Raw genomic sequence first — 21,016 nt, forward strand, 5'->3', positions numbered from 1 at the left:
CCTGCACCAGTGAATTGCCGGTGTTTTGCTCAATCTGCACCAGCGCATCGGCACTGTAGATAGGCGTGGCAAACAGCGTGTAAATGGCCGCGCACAGCGTAAAGGCCGCGGTAATACCCAGCACCCACCAGCGCGCTTCCAGCACCGTCCCGACCAGGCGACCGATATCAATTTCATCATTGCCGGTTGCTGACGCAGCAGACTGTTTTACGTTCTCTGTCATTGTTTTCCCTGCTCCGCGTTCAGTGCCTGAGCCCATTGGCGGGCAGACTGTTCAAGTAAGGCGTACACCGCGTCAAACGCATCCTGGCTTTTACGGTAAGGGTCAGGTATTTCGCGCTCACTGTCCCAGTGACCAAATAGCATCACCTTGCCGCGCATCTCCGGTGCCATATCACACAGCGCGGTAATGTGACGCTTCTCCATGGTGAGGATCAGGTCGTAATCCCGGCACATTTTTCCTGAGATTTGCCGCGCACAATGATCCTCCAGCGACAGGTTATGTGCCTGCGCCACGCTCACCGCACACGGGTCGGCTCCCTTGCCCACCAGCGCCCCGAGACCTGCAGAGGCGACCGTCAACGCCGGATGAAACTGCCTTAACAGGCGCTCTGCCGTTGGGGAACGGCAAATGTTCCCCACGCAGACAACTAAGATTTTGTTAAACATGTCGATTACCAGTTGTGAAGGTCGCTGGCCGTATCCGTCATATAACGAACACCGCTAATGGTCGGCAGCAACTGATTGATCAAACGGTTCCAGCGGGCGACCGGTGCGGTAGTGACATACACCACGTCGTAAGGCTGAAGGCGGAATTCCGTCGCCATCACCAGAGAGGTGGCATCGGACATATCGAGCTGATAAATATTGGCAATCTTGCCGTTGCGTGCGCCCTCGCCTTTCAATGGTCGAATGACGAAGATGCCGCTGGCATTGGAGGTGGTCAGGTCGATCCCTTCCGCATTGCCCAACGCTTCGGTTAGCGTCATACCGCTGAAGTCCATTTTGAGGGTGCTCTGTTTCTTCACTTCCCCCATTACGAAGACTTTCAGATCGTCGTTGCGTGGAACAAACAGGATGTCGCCTGGGTAAAGCAGTCGGTTCTGGCTGAGATCGCCATTTTGCATCAGTGCCTGCAGGGAAATTCGCTGCTCCTGACCGTTATGGGTCAGCACGACGTTACGCCAGTCCGCCGCCTCGGTCAGGCCGCCAGCGGCATTAATGGCGTCGAGAATGGTTAACGGTACGTTGGTAATGGCCTGCTGGCCGGATTTGTTCACCTGCCCGGAGACATAAGCCTTCTGCGAGCGGAAAGCGGCGATATTAACGTCCACCTGCGGGTCAGCAATGTACTTCGCTAAGCGCCCGGTAATATCACTGCGGATTTCTGCCAACGTTTTCCCGGACACGTTGACTTTGCCAATGTAGGGATAAAACATGGTGCCATCGGGCTGAACCCAGTTGCCGGCATCACTGGAGCTGCGGTATTGCCCCGCTGGCGTGGTCAGTTCCGGATGGTCCCAGACGGTCACATTCAGGACGTCGCCCGGGCCAACGCGATACTGGTAGCCAGAAATCTCCTGGTCCAGCGAAGTATTGGGTTGGGCGACGTTTGGCCGTGGGCGTAATTGTTCTACCAGTCGGGGCGTCAGTGGATAAACATTCACCATACGGTCGAGATCGAAATCAGCGTCCTGCTGCTTAATCACGTCTTTACCCATCGTCGACATATTGCTGCCCGGTAGTACGGTACAACCGTTTATCAAGATCACCGACACCAGGACGGGTATCAATTTAATTTTGGATTTCATCATTGATTATTTATCACTTTGGCAGAGTCATTATCACGTGCTTTCTAAATGGCAGTTTCACCTGTTCACATTTACCTTGCCGTTAATTGAAACGAAATTTAACTGGCATCAATCCTAAAAATATTGAATTCATCTTCGGTCTGTTGACTGAATAAATCAGGCTGTTCATCAGGCGGCCAGGCACGCTACCGCCCCTGGCTTAGTTAGCTACCAATGCACTGATTAATTTAAATTTTTACCTTCCTCTTTATTTTCGCCATAGTCTTCTCCGCGTCACATCAGGAAATGCAGCACGGAGCAAGGAAGAAATAGGTCTCTTGTTATATACGAAAAGAATTGTTGCAGCTAAAGGAATAGCAGGCAAGATAACAACGCCGCTACCTCTTGCTTTTAAGATTAATATTAAGAATGAAATTTGAATATTTTTAGGATTTTATTGATATTGACAGTGCTAATATAAAAAACAGACCACCTGCGATATTTCCTAAATATATGTCGCGTTAAAAAATCATTTCCTGCAGCAACATTAAGGCTATTTCTCGACTGACTGCCGGATATCAATAACAGAGAAATCCGTTCCCGGCATTGCATTTTTCGCTGGCTTTATCCATGATCGAATTGTGACAATTGTCATACAACTATGGGTATCATTTTTACTATGGAATGGATTGCCGATCCGTCAATCTGGGCCGGACTCGTCACGCTAATCGTGATCGAACTTGTTCTTGGCATTGATAATCTTGTTTTTATTGCCATCCTCGCGGAGAAATTACCTCCAGCCCAGCGGGACAAGGCGCGTATTACCGGGCTCCTGCTGGCGATGGTGATGCGTCTGCTGCTGCTGGCCTCAATCTCCTGGCTGGTCACGCTGACCACCCCGCTGTTTAGCATTCGGGATCTGAGCTTTAGCGCACGGGACCTGATCATGCTCTTCGGGGGCTTCTTCCTGCTGTTCAAAGCCACGATGGAGCTCAATGAGCGGCTGGAGGGGAAAGACAGCGATAACCCCACCCAGCGTAAAGGCGCGAAGTTTTGGGGCGTGGTCGCACAAATCGTGGTGCTGGATGCCATCTTCTCGCTCGACTCGGTGATCACCGCCGTCGGGATGGTCGATCATCTGGCCGTGATGATGGCCGCCGTCATTATTGCCATTAGCCTGATGGTGCTGGCCAGCAAGTCGTTGACCCGCTTTGTCAACAGCCACCCTACCATCGTTATTCTGTGTCTTAGCTTCCTGCTGATGATCGGCTTCAGCCTGGTCGCCGAAGGGTTTGGTTTCCGCATTCCAAAAGGCTACCTGTACGCGGCTATCGGCTTCTCGGTCATGATTGAGGCATTAAATCAGCTGGCCATCTTCAACCGCCGCCGTTTTCTGTCAGCCAATCATACCCTGCGCCAGCGTACCGCTGAGGCGGTGATGCGTCTGCTGAGTGGACAAAAAGAAGATGCCGAACTGGATGCTGAAACAGCAGCCATGCTGGCCGATCATCATGAAGGTCAGATTTTTGCCCCGCAGGAGCGCCGGATGATTGAACGTGTGCTGAATCTGAATCAGCGCACCGTCAGCAGCATTATGACCTCGCGCCATGATATTGAGCATATCGACCTTAACGCACCCGAAGCGGAGATCCGCGCCCTGCTGGAGAAAAACCAGCACACGCGTCTGGTGGTCACCGGAGAAGATGAGCAGGAAGAACTGCTCGGAGTGGTACACGTCATCGACCTGCTGCAACAGTCGCTGCGCGGCGAACCGCTCGATCTACGCGCCTTGATCCGCCAGCCGCTGGTATTCCCGGAGACCCTGCCGCTACTGCCGGCGCTGGAGCAGTTCCGTAATGCCCGCACCCACTTTGCGTTTGTGGCGGATGAGTTTGGTTCCGTAGAGGGACTTGTGACGCTGAGCGACGTGATGGAAACCATCGCCGGAAACCTGCCGAATGAAGTGGAAGAGATCGACGCCCGCCACGACATTCAGAAAAATGCTGACGGTTCATGGACGGCTAACGGGCATATGCCGCTGGAAGATCTGGTGCAATACGTCCCGATTCCCCTTGATGAGAAACGGGAATATCACACCATTGCCGGGCTGTTGATGGAATATTTGCAGCGTATACCGAAAACCGGGGAAGAAGTGCAGGTGGGCGACTATCGACTGAAAACGTTGCAGGTGGAAAACCACCGGGTGCAAAAGGTCCAGTTAATACCGCTGCACACTAATGACGAAGAGATGGATTACGAAGTGTAGGTGACGTGCCGGATGAGACGCTCTCGCGCCGTCATCCGGCATTATCCGTCAGAGTTTATCCAGCAGTTTTTTCACATCTTTGCCGCTACGGGACTCTTTGTTGCGATCGGCCCAGTCGTTCAGCCGACGTTTCGCTTCATCCTGTACATGCTTACGCAGCAGCTGGTCCACCTGCAGGTTATAGTTCAACGCCTGCCATGGCCCATAAATACGCAGCGGAACCGGCGTGGCTTTCAGGAAGTCAATCAGTTTGCTTTCCCCATCCCAGCCGCCCAACACACGCACGTTAAACTGCGTGTCACACGTCTGCTCAACCAGATCCAGCGTCCCTTTACCGGAAAGCGCTAACATGGAAGACAGCCCTTCCATCTCATCCAACGACACCTTGCCGTTATCCAGCGACAGCTCGGTGACAAAACGATCCAGTCGGGTCACGTTGTCCAGACTCTGCTGAGACTTCACGTCGCCGCCGCTGCGCTCAACGGCCTGCTGTACCAGCTGCTGGAAGTTCATCCCTTCCATGCGTGTGTCGCTCATATCAACATGGGCCTGCCCTTGCCAGCTGTGACGGAACGCCTGCGCGTCAATATCAGAACCGGAAAAATCGCCCGCCAGCGACAGCTTGCCGGTAAGCGCAATCGGGTAGTTAAAGGCTTTCAGGATGGTACCGATTTCGACGTTTTCCAGACGCGGATGGAAGACTGCGTGCGGCTGCGCCTTTCTGGCATCCAGCTTGCCGGGAAGCGAAATCAGCCCACCCTCACTCGTCCCCTGCAATTCAGTGATACTCAGCAAGCCTGACTGATTCGCCATTTTGGCTGAAACGTTATCAAAGGCCATTTTACGCCACAGGACTTTGTCTGCCTGTAGCGCAATATCTGCGGAAAAACCCCTGAGCCCCTGATACGATACGGCATCGACCTGGGACGCAATTACCGGTCGCGCGAGCGTTGACTGGCTTTGCCCCTGTTGCACCTCGCCGCTCGTTGCCGACGCGGCGTCACGTTGCACCAGCAAGTTATCCAGATTGAGCAGACCAAAGCGCAGATCGACGCTCCAGTCCGGTTTATCAGATAGCGACACACGGGCTTGCCCGGACAGTGTGCTGTCGTTGGCCGTCAACGCAATCTGGTTAAACGCGAGCTGTTTATTCTCTTCCTGCCACTGAACCTGCAGCTTACCCTGCCCCTGAATCCCCTGCTGCGGCAGATCGGCGCCCTGTAACTGCCAACTGAGCTTCTCAATATTGGCCGCCAGGTTATGCGGGTAGTCAGACGCATCAACGCTACCGTTAAAGGCTAAGGCCAGATCGCGCTGATCGCGGTTTACGCGACCAGAGAAGTCAAAGGTACCGCGATGCTGGGTGTCCTGTTCCATTTCCAGGTGAATGTCGCGAACCGTAATCTGTTCATCATCTTCATGCTGGAACACCAGCACGCTGTCGGCAACGCGCAGACGCGCGATATCAAACGACCATCCACGGTCTTCGGCGACATCGGGCAACGTATTGTCTTTCGGGGCAATGGGCGCATCTTCGCCACGCACCGCTTCAGTCTGCGGCGTCAGCTGAATAACAGCACCTTTGAGCATCACCTGCTTCACACTGAGCTGGTGGCTCAACAGCGGCCATAACGCGACGTCCAGACGCATATTGTCGGCACGAACCAGCGGTTCGCTGGCCCCTTCAGCCGTTAACACCATGCGTCCAGAGAGGATGCTAAGCTGGGGCCAAACGTGCCAACGCAGTGGGCCGTCCAGTTGCAATTGATATCCGCTACGTACAGCAACCTGCTTCACCATATACGCGCGAAAATCATTGGGATTCACCAACATTACTAACGCAGAAAAACCGGCCACCAGCACGACCAGGAGAATCATCAGCGTCGTCAGAAATCGTCTCATGCTATCCCCAAAGGACTGAAAATAAATCAGTCTTTATCAATCCGGCTGGCTACTGCGCCCTGCTGGTCGCGATACTTCGCATCCTGGCGGCGATTGTAGGGACGCGCAGCCGGACCGGAGAGCGGTTCAAAACTCAGCGCACCAATCGGCATGCCCGGACGCAAGGCCAGCGGTAATTTCCCGGAGTTATAAAATTCCAGCACAATGCACCCTGACCAACCCGGATCGATACGGTGCGCGGTCACGTGAACCATCAGGCCCAGACGCGCCAGCGACGAACGGCCGTCTAACCAGCCAACCAAATCTGCCGGAAGCGTCACGGATTCAAAGGTTACGGCCAACGCTAACTCGCCGGGATGCAGGAAAAATGCTTCGCCTTCGGCAAGGACAATTTCATCACTCATCACGCGATCCAGCGCGGCGCTAACTTCATCCTTCGGCCCGCTCAAATCGATATACGCTGCCGTATGACCGCGGAACGTACGAAATTTATTGCCAAGACGCACATCTACTGTTGCGCCATTAATACGCTCGACAGGAGGACGTGGATTGATCGACAGACGACCTGCATCCAACCAGGCTTCAATATCTCGGTCACATAAACGCATGGCACTTTCTCCTTTCGTGCTTCAACCCCTTAACGCCAGGTGCGTTAAGGGTGAACCAGGTTATTACTGAACGGTACACAATTCGCTGAACTTATTCAAAGAACTGACTGATTTTCGCCTTCAGAATATCGATGGCAATGCGGTTTTTACCCCCGCGCGGCACGATGATATCGGCGTATTGTTTTGAGGGTTCAATAAATTGCAGGAACATTGGACGCACAGTTTTCTGGTATTGCGCCATCACCGAATCCATCGAGCGGCCGCGCTCGTTGACGTCGCGCTTGATACGGCGCATCAGACAAATGTCGAGCGGGGTATCTACAAAAATAGAAAAATTCATCTCGTCACGCAAACGCGCATCCGTCAGCAGCAAAATGCCTTCGAGGATAATCACTTTTTTGGGTTCAATATGAATAGTCTCTTGCGTACGCGTGTGTTCAACATAGCTGTAGACGGGTAATTCAATCGCCGAGCCGCGTTTCAGCGTTTGCAGATGCTGGAACAGCAGGCTGTGATCCATCGCGTTCGGATGGTCGTAGTTGGTTTTTACACGTTCTTCCATCGACAGATGGCTTTGATCTTTGTAATAACTGTCTTCGGGAATAACGCCAATATGTTCGTCACCCACTTGTTCACGCAATTCGCGATAGAGAGTACTGGCAATAAGACTCTTGCCGGAAGCCGATGCGCCGGCAATGCCGATAATGACGCACTGATGAGACTGATCAGTCATAAATTTAGCGACCTGATTAACCTGGATGTTAGGAAGGGGGCGTCGAAACGCCAAACGCGGCAATTATAGGGATTTCAGCGGCGCGACGCCAGCCCAGGCTGCACCAATGCAGTCCCTGTCGCAAATTAAAATGGTCAGTTTTAAAGCAGGCGCAAAATTTATTCGCCTACCTTAGGAATTAATAGCTTGAGAGTGTTATTTTATGAGCAGCTGGCGTATTAATTGTAAAATGTTTGTACTAGCATAATCACAGATTAAACATGATGCTTCCTGCATCTTCGCCACGGCGACATCGGCTATTCGGGTAAAGCGGTAATGAGTAAACCATCCCAACATGTTTTAGTTACCTTACCGCATCCTCTACTGCGCCTGGCCAGTTTAGGTCTGGTGGCGTTCATCTTTACGTTGTTCTCGCTGGAGCTGTCCCGTTACGGCACGCAGCTGGCGCCGCTGTGGTTCCCGACCTCAATTATGATGGTGGCTTTTTACCGTCATGCAGGAAAGATGTGGCCGGGGATCGCGCTGGCATGCTCCCTGGGCAGCATCGGTGCCTCTTTGTTGTTCTTCCCGACCGACACGCTGAATTTCACCTACACTGCCATCAATATTATTGAGGCCGTTGCGGGCGCCATGTTATTGCGCAGGCTGTTGCCCTGGTACAATCCCTTACAAAATCTTAACGACTGGGCGCGTCTGGCATTCGGTAGTGCCGTGGTCCCGCCGCTGCTGGGCGGTTTTTTGATGTGGCTGCTGCTTCCAGGTGAAACGTCGTTAAATACGTTTCTAATTTGGGTGCTTTCAGAATCCATCGGCGCGCTCGCGCTGGTACCGTTAGGTTTGCTGTTTAAGCCGCACTATCTGCTGCGTCACCGCGATCCCCGTTTATTGCTGGAAACGCTCATCACCCTACTGGTAACTTTAGCGTTCAGTTGGCTGTCGATGATGTATCTTCCATGGCCGTTTACCTGCGTGATCGTTTTGCTGATGTGGAGTGCCGTGCGTCTGCCGCGCATGGAAGCGTTTCTGATTTTCCTCAGCACCGTAATGATGGTCTCGCTAATGCTGGCCGCCGACCCTTCACTGCTCTCCACCTCGAAAACGTTTGTCATGTCCAGCATGCCATGGCTGCCGTTTTTGATGATTCTGTTACCGGCAAACATGATGACCATGGTCATGTACGCGTTTCGTGCCGAACGTAAACACATTTCAGAGAGCGAAACGCGTTTTCGCAACGCCATGGAATACTCCGCTATCGGCATGGCGCTGGTGGGCACCGAGGGGCAATGGCTACAGGCCAATAAAGCCTTGTGTCATTTTCTGGGTTACAGCCAGGAAGAGCTGCGCTCGCTGACCTTCCAGCAGTTAACCTGGCCGGAAGATCTGAATAACGACCTTGAGCAGCTGCAAATGCTGTCGCGCGGTGAAATCAATAGTTATTCAATGGAAAAACGCTATTACACCCGTGCAGGCGAGGTGGTCTGGGCACTGCTGGCCGTTTCACTGGTTCGTCATAGCGATAACACCCCACTCTACTTTATTGCCCAGGTTGAGGACATTAACGACCTGAAACACACGGAGTGGATCAATAAGCGGTTAATGGAACGTATTACGCTGGCGAATGAAGCAGGCGGCATTGGCATCTGGGAATGGGAATTGCAGCCTGACGTAATCAGCTGGGATAAGCGCATGTTCGATCTTTATGAGGTCCCTGCGCACATCAAACCCAGTTGGCAAGTCTGGTATGACTGCGTGGTCCCTGAAGATCGCGAACATGCCGAAAGCGTGATTCGCGATTCGCTGGCGGCACGTGTTCCTTTCAAACTTGAATTCCGCATTGCGGTCAAAGACGGCATTCGGCATATCCGCTCGTTGGCTAACCGGGTGCTGAATAAAGACGGCGAAGTGGAACGTTTGCTCGGTATCAATCTCGACATGACCGAAGTGAAGCAACTCCACGAGGCGCTGTATCAGGAAAAAGAGCGTTTGCATATTACGCTGGATTCCATCGGTGAAGCGGTGATTTGTATCGACGTCGACCTGAAAATCACCTTTATGAATCCGGTGGCCGAGAAAATGAGCGGCTGGTCGCAAGAGAGCGCGTTAGGGATCCCGTTGCTCACGGTGCTGCGTATTACTTTCGGTGATAACGGCCCGCTAATGGAAAATATCTACAGCGCCGACATGTCGCGCACGGCTATTGAGCAAGAAGTGGTCCTGCATTGTCGTAACGGCACCAGCTACGATATTCAGTACAGTATCACGCCGCTCAGCACCCTCGACGGCGGTAGCATTGGCTCCGTGTTGGTGATTCAGGATGTCACCGAATCACGTAAGATGTTGCGTCAACTCAGTTACAGCGCATCGCATGATGACCTCACGCATCTGGCCAACCGGGTCAGCTTCGAAAACCATCTGAAACAATTGCTGCATACGGTACACAACTCCCATCAGCGTCACGCGCTGGTCTTCATCGATCTGGATCGTTTTAAAGCCGTCAACGATAGCGCCGGTCATGCGGCGGGAGATGCCTTGCTGCGCGAGCTGTCTTCTCTGATGCTGAGCATGCTGCGCACCAGCGATGTGCTGGCGCGTCTTGGCGGCGATGAGTTCGGCTTGCTGCTGCCAGATTGTAATATCGAAAGTGCCCGGTTTATCGCGGGTCGCGTCATTAGCGCCATCAATGATTACCACTTTACATGGGAAGGCCGTTTACACCGTATTGGCGCCAGTGCCGGGATCACGCTAATTGATGACAAAAATCGTATCGCCACCGAGGTGATGTCGCAGGCAGATATTGCCTGCTACGCGGCCAAAAATAGCGGACGTGGGCGGGTATGCGTCTATGAACCCCAGCAGAGCCAGATGCATGCGACGCGAGGGATACTGTCACCCGATGAACAACGCAACATCATTACCCATAACCCAATATTGATGATCGCCCACGGCATCGCGTCTCCACGGGTTCCTGAGACCTTTAGCTTCTGGCTGTTGTCGCTGCGCTTATGGAACAGCGAAGGCGACGTCATTGAGGAGCAGGCTTTCCGCGCCGGTCTGGTCGATCCTGCACTCAATCATGCCCTCGACCGTCGGGTCTTTACTGAATTTTTCCAGCATTCTGCCTCCGCTGTTGCCGGTAAAGGGCTTAGCGTTGCCCTGCCCCTTTCCGCCGCCGGGTTGCTCAATCCCGTGCTGGTTGATGAACTGCTGGCATTGATGGAAAACAGTCCGCTTCCGCCTCGTTTATTGCATCTGAGCATACCGGTAGACGTGATGAAAACGCATCCAGCGCAGGCCATGCCCGCCATGCAACGATTACGCCAGGCGGGTTGTCGCATTATTTTAAGCCAGGTCGGTCGCGATTTAGAGGTCTTTGACAATCTCAAGTATCACGTCGCTGATTACCTGTTACTTGACAGCGAACTGAGCGCCAGCGCGCACGGCAATCTGACGGACGAAATGTGGGTTTCCATTATTCAGAGCCACGCACAACGTCTGGATATCAAAACTATCGCTGGACCGGTAAACATGCCGCTGATTATGGATGCCCTGTCTGGCATCGGTATTGATATGATTTTTGGCGATATTATTGCCGACGCCCAACCGCTGGAGTTGCTACTCAACACCAGCAATTTCGCCATCAACTGATGGTTGCCAGCCTTCCGTATACCAGATATGCAGTAGCGCGTAGGAACGCCAGGGCTTCCAGCGCTCTGCGTAGCGCCGGATTTGCGCCGGCGTCATGCCTGGAAAACGCTGTTTAATCAAGTAATCATCGGGAAGAAAAATGTCCTTCGCCTGCCACCCGCGCAACGCGAAGTAATTGGCCGTCCAGCGCCCAATGCCTGGAAAGGTTTGTAACTGCTTCACCCCCAGCTCGATATCAGGCGGGGCAACAGGCTTAAGCGTGCCATCCAGCGCCGCCCGGGCAAGGTGAATCAGCGCTTCCGCACGTTTAAGCGGCATGCCCAGCGCTTTCAGCTCCAGCGGTTGTGCGGCGGCCAGCGCCTCAGGAGTAGGAAAGCACACGTACTCTGGTGCGTCGGCAAGCCTATCGCCATACAGATGTACCACCTTCGCCGTCAGTTTTGCCGCCATCGCCACGCTGACCAACTGACCTAAAATCGCGCGAACGCCCTGTTCGAACGCATCAACCGATCCCGGTAGACGCAATCCAGGGCGTGCGGCCCCCAGACGCCCCAACGCGCTGACAACGTGCTGCGGACAGCAGTTCAGATCGAACAACTGCGCCATTTTGGCCAGACACTCGCGGGCAACGGGCTGAAGTCCCGGGCTTAACGTTACCTGCAGCACGTTGGCCTCCAGATCCGGGACAACGCTCACCACCCCACGATGCTGGCCAATCGCCAGGCTCCTTGCATACGTCAATGTGCCTACAGTTTCTACGCCATCCACGGCACGGTCAGCGAGAAACCCCAGCATCCAGGGCCAGTCATAGGGCGATTGCCAGTTCAGTGTATACATGTCCGCGTCCTTTTTTACCAGCCTACAGCATAAATGCTATTCCGCCGATGCGCCTTGCTTTCATATTCCAGTTGTCGGGACGACAACATTTCGCTAAAGTCTCGCCCCTTCTTGACTGCCCTGGGGAGCTTTACGGTGTTTATTGGTTTTGACTATGGTACGGCGAACTGTTCAGTGGCCGTCATGCGTGACGGGCAGCCGCAATTGCTCAAAATGGAAAATGACAGCACGCTACTGCCCTCCATGCTGTGCGCCCCGACGCGTGAAGCGGTCAGCGAGTGGCTGTATCGTCATCATGATGTCCCGGCAACGGATGACGAAACGCAGGCATTACTGCGTCGCGCGGTGCGCTTTAATCGCGAAGAAGACATCGATGTGAACGCCAATAGCGTGCAGTTTGGTCTGGCATCACTGGGCCAATATATTGATGACCCGGAAGAAGTCTACTTCGTTAAATCACCAAAATCGTTTTTAGGTGCCAGCGGCCTGAAACCGCAGCAGGTTGCGCTATTTGAAGACTTAGTCTGCGCGATGATGCTGCACATCCGCAACCAGGCACAAAACCAGCTACCCGAAGCGATCACCCAGGCCGTTATCGGTCGTCCGATCAACTTCCAGGGGTTAGGCGGCGACGACGCCAACGCCCAGGCACAAGGTATTCTTGAGCGTGCGGCCAAACGCGCCGGTTTCCAGGATGTGGTGTTTCAGTACGAGCCAGTCGCGGCGGGACTGGATTATGAAGCCACGTTGCAAGACGAAAAACGCGTGCTGGTGGTGGACATCGGCGGTGGTACCACCGACTGCTCGTTGCTGCTGATGGGTCCGCAGTGGCATCAGCGCGCCGATCGCGAAACCAGCCTGTTAGGCCACAGTGGCTGTCGCGTAGGCGGTAACGATCTGGACATCGCGCTGGCCTTTAAACACCTGATGCCATTGCTCGGCATGGGAGGCGAAACCGAAAAAGGCATCGCCTTACCTATTCTGCCGTGGTGGAACGCCGTCGCCATTAACGATGTTCCGGCCCAAAGTGATTTTTACAGTACCGCCAACGGACGCTTGTTAAACGATCTGATCCGCGACGCGCGTGAAGCAGACAAAGTCGCGTTACTGCTCAAAGTCTGGCGCGAACGTCTGAGCTACCGGCTGGTACGCAGCGCAGAAGAAAGCAAAATTGCGCTTTCCGCACAGGCTAACGTCACGGCGGCGCTGCCGTTTATCAGTGATGAACTGGCGACTGCAATCAGTCAACAGGGGCTGGAGGCGGCGCTCAATCAGCCACTGGCTCGTATTCTGGAGCAGGTGCAGCTGGCGCTGGATAATGCCCAGGAAAAACCGGATGTTATTTATTTGACCGGTGGCAGTGCACGCTCACCGCTTATCAAAAAAGCGCTCGCCGAACAGCTACCGGGGATCCCTATCGCCGGTGGCGATGATTTCGGCTCGGTGACTGCCGGTCTGGCACGCTGGGCAGAAGTGGTTTTCCGCTAAGCGGCTCGCAGGCTGAAAAGTGTGCGTATTGACATCATCGTGACTGTGGCTTATGGTCAGGAGTGAGGGTTAGGGAGGGTTTCCCCTCCCCTGGTGTCTTAGTAAGCCGCGAAGCTAATCACTAAGAGTATCACCAGTATGATGACGTACTTCATCATAACCCTTTCCTTATTTTGGCCCCTTCCTCGGGAGGGGCTTTCCCGTTTCAGCGTCCGGCTGAAATCTCTGGCTTTCCTCCTTTTGCCTTGTCCGCACTCTAGCGCACTCTTTCGCGTTGGCGATTTTCACCGCCCATTGTTGCGTAACGCCTCGCAAAGCCGCGCCGCCATTCAGACGAATCCCGACAGTGTTTCATAATTCCTCCATCTTTCGCCCTTGATCGCTGGCTAAACTAGTATCATTACGCGAAACGTTTCAGGATGAGAAACTTATAACAATGAAAGGCAGTAACAAATCCCGCTGGGTGATAGCAATCGTGACCGTCGTGGCGGCCATCGCCGCATTTTGGTTCTGGCACAGTCGCAGTGAATCTCAGGGGAATGCCCCCGGTGCAACCGGGCAAGCACAGCACGCCGCAGGCTCAGGGCGTCGCGGAATGCGTTCTGGTCCGCTAGCCCCCGTGCAGGTTGCCACCGCCAATGAACAAGCCGTTCCACGTTACCTGACGGGACTGGGCACCGTGACGGCCGCGAATACCGCAACGGTTCGCAGTCGGGTAGACGGTCAGCTCATCGCGTTACACTTTCAGGAAGGACAGCAGGTCAAAGCCGGCGACCTGCTGGCTGAAATAGACCCCAGCCAGTTCAAAGTCGCCCTTGCCCAGGCGCAGGGACAGTTAGCCAAAGATACCGCTACGCTGGCAAATGCCCGTCGCGACCTGGCCCGCTATCAGCAACTGGTGAAAACCAATCTGGTCTCCCGTCAGGAACTGGATGCTCAACAGGCATTGGTGAACGAAACGCAAGGGACGATCAAAGCCGATGAAGCCAGCGTCGCCAGCGCCCAGTTGCAGCTCGACTGGAGTCGCATCACCGCCCCTGTCGATGGCCGTGTCGGCCTGAAACTGGTCGACGTAGGTAACCAAATCTCCAGCGGTGATACCACCGGGATTGTCGTCATTACGCAAACCCATCCTATCGACCTGATCTTCACCTTGCCAGAAAACGATATTGCGACCGTGCTACGGGCGCAAAAAACGGGCAACCCGCTGAAGGTCGAAGCCTGGGATCGCACCAATTCGCAGAAACTCAGCGAAGGCGTACTGCTGAGCCTCGACAACCAGATTGATGCCACCACCGGCACCATCAAAGCGAAGGCTCGCTTCAACAATCAGGATGACACGCTGTTTCCGAATCAGTTCGTTAACGCCCGTATGCTGGTCGCCACCGAGCAAAACGCCATCGTAATCCCCACTGCCGCCTTACAAATGGGCAATGAAGGTCACTTTGTCTGGGTGCTGAATACAGAGAATAAAGTCAGTAAACATCTGGTCAAACCGGGCATTCAGGACAGTCAAAAAGTGGTGATTACCGCCGGGCTGTCGGCGGGCGATCGCGTCGTCACCGACGGTATTGACCGCCTGACGGAAGGGGCAAAAGTTGACGTTGTAGAGGCGCATAGCGCCACAGCCACAAACGATAAAGCCACCGCACGCGAGTACGGCAAAAAAGGAGCACGCTCCTGATGCAGGCGTTACCTCCGGACAACACCGGCGGCCCATCCCGCCTGTTTATTCTGCGCCCTGTTGCCACCACGCTGCTGATGGTGGCGATTTTACTCGCCGGGATTATAGGCTATCGCTTCCTGCCCATCGCAGCGTTGCCGGAAGTGGATTACCCGACCATTCAGGTGGTGACACTCTACCCTGGCGCCAGCCCGGATGTGATGACCTCCGCCGTGACTGCTCCGCTTGAGCGCCAGTTTGGGCAGATGTCGGGTCTAAAACAGATGTCCTCACAAAGCTCCGGTGGTGCATCCGTGGTGACATTGCAGTTTCAGCTCACGTTACCGCTGGACGTCGCCGAACAGGAAGTCCAGGCCGCGATTAACGCCGCCACCAATTTATTACCGAACGATCTGCCTAACCCACCGGTGTACAGTAAAGTGAACCCGGCGGATCCGCCGATCATGACGCTGGCGGTGACCTCTACCGCCATGCCCATGACGCAGGTGGAAGATATGGTCGAAACCCGCGTGGCGCAGAAAATCTCTCAAGTCTCCGGCGTGGGCCTGGTTACACTGTCTGGCGGACAACGTCCCGCCGTGCGCGTAAAACTTAACGCACAGGCCATTGCCGCGTTAGGGCTGACCAGCGAAACCGTCCGCACCGCCATCACCGGCGCCAACGTCAATTCAGCCAAAGGTAGCCTGGATGGCCCGACGCGCGCCGTCACCCTGTCAGCCAACGACCAGATGCAGTCTGCCGATGAGTATCGTCAGTTAATCATCGCCTATAAAAACGGTGCGCCAGTGCGCCTCGGGGATGTCGCAACCGTCGAGCAAGGTGCGGAAAACAGCTGGCTGGGCGCGTGGGCCAATAAGCAACAAGCTATCGTGATGAACGTTCAGCGCCAGCCTGGTGCGAACATTATCTCCACCGCGGACAGCATTCGCCAGATGCTGCCTGCGCTAACAGAAAGCCTGCCAAAATCGGTCAATGTCACGGTGCTTTCGGATCGTACAACCAACATTCGTGCTTCCGTTTCCGACACCCAGTTTGAACTGATGCTGGCGATTGCGCTGGTGGTGATGATCATTTACCTGTTCCTGCGCAATATACCGGCCACGATTATTCCCGCGGTCGCCGTACCGCTATCGCTGATAGGTACCTTTGCGGTAATGGTATTCCTCGATTTCTCGATCAATAACCTGACGCTGATGGCGCTGACCATCGCCACGGGGTTTGTGGTCGATGACGCGATTGTGGTTATCGAGAATATTTCGCGCTATATCGAAAAAGGGGAAAAACCGCTGACCGCCGCCCTTAAAGGCGCAGGCGAGATTGGTTTTACTATCATCTCATTGACGTTTTCCCTGATCGCGGTGCTGATCCCTCTGCTGTTTATGGGCGATATCGTCGGGCGATTATTCCGCGAGTTCGCCGTCACGCTGGCGGTGGCGATTTTGATTTCCGCCGTCGTATCACTGACGCTCACGCCAATGATGTGCGCCCGCATGCTCAGCCAAGCGTCATTGCGCAAGCAAAACCGCTTCTCCCGTGCCTCGGAAAAAATGTTCGAGCGCGTCATTGCCGGGTACGGTCACTGGCTGGCAAAAGTGCTTAACCACCCGTGGCTGACGCTTGGCGTCGCGCTCGGCACGCTGGCATTAAGCGTGATGCTGTGGATCTTTATCCCGAAGGGCTTCTTCCCGATCCAGGATAACGGCATTATTCAGGGCACGTTGCAGGCACCGCAGTCCAGCTCATTTACCAGCATGGCTCAACGCCAGCGTCAGGTCTCTGATGTGATCCTTAAAGACCCGGCAGTAGAAAGCCTGACCGCGTTCGTCGGCGTTGATGGCACCAACCCGGCGCTGAACAGCGCGCGCCTGCAAATTAACCTTAAGCCGCTGAATGAACGCGATGACCGCGTGCAAAAAGTCATCGCTCGCCTGCAGGATGCAGTGGATAACGTGCCCGGCGTCGATCTCTATCTTCAGCCTACCCAGGATCTGACCATTGATACGCAGGTGAGCCGCACCCAGTATCAGTTTACGCTGCAGGCCACCTCGCTGGACGCTCTCAGCACCTGGGTGCCGCAGCTACTGGAAAAACTGCAGCAGTTGCCACAACTGTCTGACGTCAGCAGTGACTGGCAGGACCAGGGACTGGTGGCGTATGTAAATGTTAATCGCGACAGCGCCAGCCGTTTAGGCATCAGCATGGCAGATGTCGATAACGCGCTGTATAACGCTTTCGGACAGCGGCTGATTTCAACCATCTACACCCAGGCAAACCAATATCGGGTGGTGTTGGAACATGATACCGCCAGTACGCCGGGGCTTTCCGCGTTGGACTCCCTTCGCCTGACCAGCAGCGACGGTGGGATCGTCCCGCTTAGCACCATCGCCAGCATTGAGCAGCGTTTTGCCCCGCTGTCGATAAACCATCTCGATCAGTTCCCGGTCACCACCATCTCGTTCAACGTGCCAGATGACCACTCGCTGGGCGATGCGGTAGAGGCAATACTGCAGGCGGAAAAAACGCTGGACCTGCCGTCAAGTATTACCACCCAGTTCCAGGGCAGTACGCTGGCCTTCCAGGCCGCGCTCGGCAACACAATCTGGCTGATTGTGGCGGCGGTCGTCGCAATGTATATCGTGCTCGGCGTGCTGTATGAGAGCTTTATTCACCCAATCACCATTCTCTCCACGCTGCCGACGGCGGGCGTCGGGGCACTGCTGGCATTGATGATTGCCGGTAGTGAACTGGACGTTATTGCGATCATCGGTATTATTTTGCTGATCGGTATCGTCAAGAAAAACGCCATCATGATGATTGACTTTGCCCTTGCCGCTGAACGCGAACAGGGGATGGCACCGCGCGACGCCATATTCCAGGCGTGCCTGCTGCGTTTTCGCCCGATCCTGATGACCACGCTGGCGGCTCTGCTGGGAGCATTGCCGCTGATGTTAAGTACCGGCGTGGGCGCTGAGTTACGCCGCCCATTAGGTATTGGTATGGTCGGTGGACTGCTGGTCAGTCAGGTATTAACCCTGTTTACCACCCCGGTGATTTACCTGCTGTTTGACCGACTGTCGCTGTACGTGAAAAACCGCTTCCCGCGTCAGGAAGAGGACGCGTAAATGAAATTTTTTGCTCTCTTCATCCATCGTCCGGTAGCGACCATTCTCCTTTCCGTCGCCATTACCCTGTGCGGCATTCTGGGCTTTCGCCTGTTACCGGTCGCGCCGCTGCCGCAGGTAGATTTCCCGGTGATCATGGTCAGCGCCTCGCTGCCGGGAGCATCACCTGAAACCATGGCGTCGTCCGTCGCAACGCCGCTGGAACGCTCGCTTGGGCGTATCGCGGGCGTGAATGAAATGACGTCAAGCAGTTCGCTTGGCAGCACGCGCATTATTCTTGAGTTTACGTTTGATCGCGACATCAACGGCGCAGCGCGGGACGTTCAGGCGGCCATTAACGCCGCCCAAAGCCTGCTGCCCAGCGGAATGCCCAGTCGGCCAACGTACCGAAAGGCCAATCCCTCCGATGCGCCTGTCATGATCCTGACGCTAACCTCGGATACTTATTCTCAGGGTGAATTGTATGATTTCGCCTCGACACAGCTGGCGCAAACCATCGCGCAAATTGACGGCGTTGGCGACGTCGACGTCGGCGGCAGCTCCCTGCCCGCCGTGCGCGTTGGCCTGAACCCGCAGGCGCTGTTTAACCAGGGTGTCTCTTTGGATGACGTGCGTAGCGCGATCAATAGCGCCAACGTGCGTCAACCACAGGGCGCGCTGGAAGATGAAACCCGCCGCTGGCAGGTGCAAACCAACGACGAGCTCAAAACCGCGGATGAGTATCAACCGCTGATTATTCACTACAACAACGGTGCGGCCGTACGTCTGGGTGACGTTGCCTCTATCACTGACTCGGTGCAGGATGTGCGTAACGCCGGGATGACCAATGCCAAACCGGCCATTCTGTTGATGATCCGCAAACTCCCGGAAGCCAACATCATCCAGACGGTGGACAGCATCCGGGCCAAATTGCCAGAGTTACAAACGCTGATCCCGGCCGCCATTGATTTGCAAATTGCCCAGGATCGTTCGCCGACCATTCGTGCGTCGCTGGAAGAAGTGGAACAGACGCTGATTATCTCCGTGGCGCTGGTTATCCTGGTGGTGTTTGTTTTCCTGCGCTCCGGGCGCGCGACGCTGATCCCCGCCGTAGCAGTGCCCGTCTCGCTGATTGGCACGTTTGCCGCCATGTATCTGTGTGGATTCAGTCTGAACAACCTGTCGCTAATGGCGCTGACCATTGCCACCGGGTTTGTGGTCGATGACGCCATCGTGGTGCTGGAAAATATATCCCGGCACCTGGAAGCGGGAATGAAGCCGCTCCAGGCGGCATTACAAGGCACGCGCGAAGTCGGATTTACGGTACTTTCCATGAGCCTGTCGCTGGTGGCGGTGTTCCTGCCGCTGCTGTTAATGGGCGGTCTGCCGGGACGATTACTGCGGGAATTTGCCGTGACCCTGTCGGTTGCCATCGGGATTTCACTGCTGGTCTCGCTGACGCTCACACCAATGATGTGCGGATGGATGCTCAAATCCAGCGCCCCACGAGAACAGTCTCGTAAGCGAGGATTTGGCCGGGTGCTGGTTGCCTTGCAACAAAGTTACGCCACCTCGCTGCAGTGGGTGTTACGCCATACCCGAATGGTGGGTGTGGTATTACTGGCAACCATTGCGCTCAACGTCTGGCTGTATATTTCCATCCCCAAAACCTTTTTCCCGGAGCAGGACACCGGCGTTCTGATGGGGGGGATCCAGGCCGACCAAAGCATTTCGTTTCAGGCCATGCGCGGGAAGTTGCAGGATTTTATGAAGATCATCCGTGACGATCCAGCTGTGGACAACGTCACCGGTTTTACCGGCGGCTCCCGTGTTAACAGCGGCATGATGTTTATTACCCTGAAGCCGCGCGCAGAGCGCCAGCAAACCGCTCAGCAGGTGATCGACAGGCTGCGCGTGAAGTTGGCCAAAGAGCCGGGGGCTAACCTGTTTCTGATGGCGGTACAGGATATTCGCGTCGGGGGACGGCAATCCAACGCCAGCTACCAGTACACGCTGCTGTCGGACGATCTCGCCGCATTACGGGAATGGGAACCGAAAATCCGTAAAGCGTTAGCCACCCTGCCCCAACTGGCTGACGTCAACTCCGATCAGCAGGACAACGGTGCAGAGATGAGTCTGACCTACGATCGTGACACCATGTCACGTCTGGGGATCGACGTCGAAGCCGCCAACAGCCTGCTGAATAACGCCTTTGGTCAGCGGCAAATATCGACCATCTACCAGCCGATGAACCAGTACAAAGTGGTGATGGAGGTCGACCCGCGCTACACCCAGGACATCAGCGCGCTGGATAAAATGTTTGTCATTAATAGCGATGGCAAAGCCATTCCGTTGTCGTACTTTGCTAAATGGCAACCGGCGAACGCCCCGCTGTCGGTGAACCATCAGGGGCTGTCTGCCGCCTCAACCGTGTCGTTTAACCTGCCGACCGGCGCATCACTTTCTGAGGCCACAGAAGCCATTAACCGGACCATGACCCAGCTTGGCGTCCCGTCAACGGTGCGCGGCAGTTTTGCCGGTACGGCGCAGGTTTTTCAGGATACGATGAACTCGCAGGTGATCCTGATTATCGCCGCCATCGCCACGGTCTACATCGTGCTGGGTATGCTGTATGAAAGCTACGTTCACCCGCTTACTATCCTCTCAACGCTGCCTTCTGCCGGCGTGGGTGCGCTACTGGCACTGGAATTGTTCAATGCCCCGTTCAGCCTAATCGCCCTGATAGGGATCATGCTATTAATTGGCATTGTGAAGAAAAACGCCATCATGATGGTCGACTTTGCGCTTGAGGCGCAGAGAAATGGCAAGCTGACGCCGGAAGAAGCCATTTTCCAGGCCTGCCTGCTGCGTTTTCGTCCCATCATGATGACCACGCTGGCAGCACTCTTTGGCGCGCTGCCGCTGGTGCTATCGGCTGGCGACGGTTCGGAACTGCGCCAGC

General features: G+C 55.0%; 14 protein-coding genes. 6 read left to right on the forward strand and 8 right to left on the reverse strand.

Features of this window, described 5'->3' with window-relative positions:
- The 3 genes from FDX01_RS23615 to FDX01_RS06970 form a co-directional block, all read right to left on the reverse strand.
- Positions 1-223, reverse strand: a 223-nt coding sequence (locus FDX01_RS23615) for a Wzz/FepE/Etk N-terminal domain-containing protein (protein WP_249360895.1), incomplete at its 3' end; no start/stop codon positions are given.
- The gene (gene wzb / locus FDX01_RS06965) at positions 220-669 is read right to left on the reverse strand and encodes a low molecular weight protein-tyrosine-phosphatase Wzb (protein ID WP_137399505.1); all 450 of its coding nucleotides are present in this window, start codon (positions 667-669) and stop codon (positions 220-222) included. The genes FDX01_RS23615 and wzb, both read right to left, overlap by 4 nt.
- Positions 670-674: 5 nt before the next feature.
- A complete protein-coding gene (locus FDX01_RS06970) occupies positions 675-1,814 on the reverse strand; it encodes a polysaccharide export protein (protein WP_096756579.1) in 1,140 nt (379 codons plus the stop codon).
- Between the two features lie 655 nt (positions 1,815-2,469).
- On the opposite strand from FDX01_RS06970, the gene FDX01_RS06975 reads away from it, so the two are divergent.
- Positions 2,470-4,056, forward strand: a complete 1,587-nt coding sequence (locus FDX01_RS06975) for a TerC family protein (protein ID WP_115259923.1) — start codon at positions 2,470-2,472, stop codon at positions 4,054-4,056.
- A 48-nt stretch (positions 4,057-4,104) separates the two neighbouring features.
- On the opposite strand, the gene asmA is transcribed toward FDX01_RS06975, so the two are convergent.
- From asmA to udk, 3 genes are all read right to left on the reverse strand, one after another.
- On the reverse strand, positions 4,105-5,958 hold the full coding sequence (gene asmA, locus FDX01_RS06980; RefSeq protein ID WP_137399506.1) for an outer membrane assembly protein AsmA: 1,854 nt from the start codon (positions 5,956-5,958) through the stop codon (positions 4,105-4,107).
- Between the two features lie 26 nt (positions 5,959-5,984).
- Positions 5,985-6,566, reverse strand: a complete 582-nt coding sequence (gene dcd, locus FDX01_RS06985) for a dCTP deaminase (protein ID WP_096756576.1) — start codon at positions 6,564-6,566, stop codon at positions 5,985-5,987.
- A 91-nt stretch (positions 6,567-6,657) separates the two neighbouring features.
- Entirely contained in the window at positions 6,658-7,299 is a 642-nt protein-coding gene (gene udk / locus FDX01_RS06990) for a uridine kinase (RefSeq protein WP_005128328.1), read from the reverse strand.
- 315 nt (positions 7,300-7,614) lie between these two features.
- On the opposite strand from udk, the gene FDX01_RS06995 reads away from it, so the two are divergent.
- A complete protein-coding gene (locus tag FDX01_RS06995) occupies positions 7,615-10,944 on the forward strand; it encodes a diguanylate cyclase (protein WP_137399507.1) in 3,330 nt (1,109 codons plus the stop codon).
- Here FDX01_RS06995 and alkA read toward each other — a convergent pair.
- Positions 10,912-11,781 (reverse strand): DNA-3-methyladenine glycosylase 2, encoded by an 870-nt coding sequence (alkA, locus tag FDX01_RS07000; RefSeq protein WP_137399508.1) that lies wholly within the window; start codon positions 11,779-11,781, stop codon positions 10,912-10,914. The genes FDX01_RS06995 and alkA overlap by 33 nt on opposite strands.
- A 135-nt stretch (positions 11,782-11,916) precedes the next feature.
- Here alkA and yegD point away from each other — a divergent pair, with 135 nt between their 5' ends.
- Positions 11,917-13,269 carry a molecular chaperone gene (gene yegD / locus FDX01_RS07005; protein WP_137399509.1) on the forward strand — a complete coding sequence of 451 codons (1,353 nt, stop codon included), beginning with the start codon at positions 11,917-11,919 and terminating at the stop codon, positions 13,267-13,269.
- 98 nt (positions 13,270-13,367) lie between these two features.
- Here the strand turns inward: yegD and FDX01_RS07010 are convergent, their stop codons facing one another.
- Positions 13,368-13,427, reverse strand: a complete 60-nt coding sequence (locus FDX01_RS07010) for a type I toxin-antitoxin system Ibs family toxin (RefSeq protein ID WP_101741518.1) — start codon at positions 13,425-13,427, stop codon at positions 13,368-13,370.
- Between the two features lie 278 nt (positions 13,428-13,705).
- Here FDX01_RS07010 and FDX01_RS07015 point away from each other — a divergent pair, with 278 nt between their 5' ends.
- The 3 genes from FDX01_RS07015 to mdtC form a co-directional block, all read left to right on the forward strand.
- On the forward strand, positions 13,706-14,953 hold the full coding sequence (locus tag FDX01_RS07015) for an MdtA/MuxA family multidrug efflux RND transporter periplasmic adaptor subunit (protein ID WP_115258088.1): 1,248 nt from the start codon (positions 13,706-13,708) through the stop codon (positions 14,951-14,953).
- Positions 14,953-18,075, forward strand: coding sequence for an MdtB/MuxB family multidrug efflux RND transporter permease subunit (locus tag FDX01_RS07020; RefSeq protein ID WP_137399510.1), 3,123 nt, complete (start codon positions 14,953-14,955; stop codon positions 18,073-18,075). The genes FDX01_RS07015 and FDX01_RS07020 overlap by 1 nt, the downstream gene beginning before the upstream one ends.
- Positions 18,076-21,016, forward strand: a 2,941-nt coding sequence (gene mdtC, locus FDX01_RS07025) for a multidrug efflux RND transporter permease subunit MdtC (protein WP_249360896.1), incomplete at its 3' end; no start/stop codon positions are given. It abuts the gene before it with no gap.

This window comes from Citrobacter sp. wls613 (genome assembly GCF_005281195.1).
Lineage (GTDB): Bacteria > Pseudomonadota > Gammaproteobacteria > Enterobacterales > Enterobacteriaceae > Citrobacter > Citrobacter gillenii.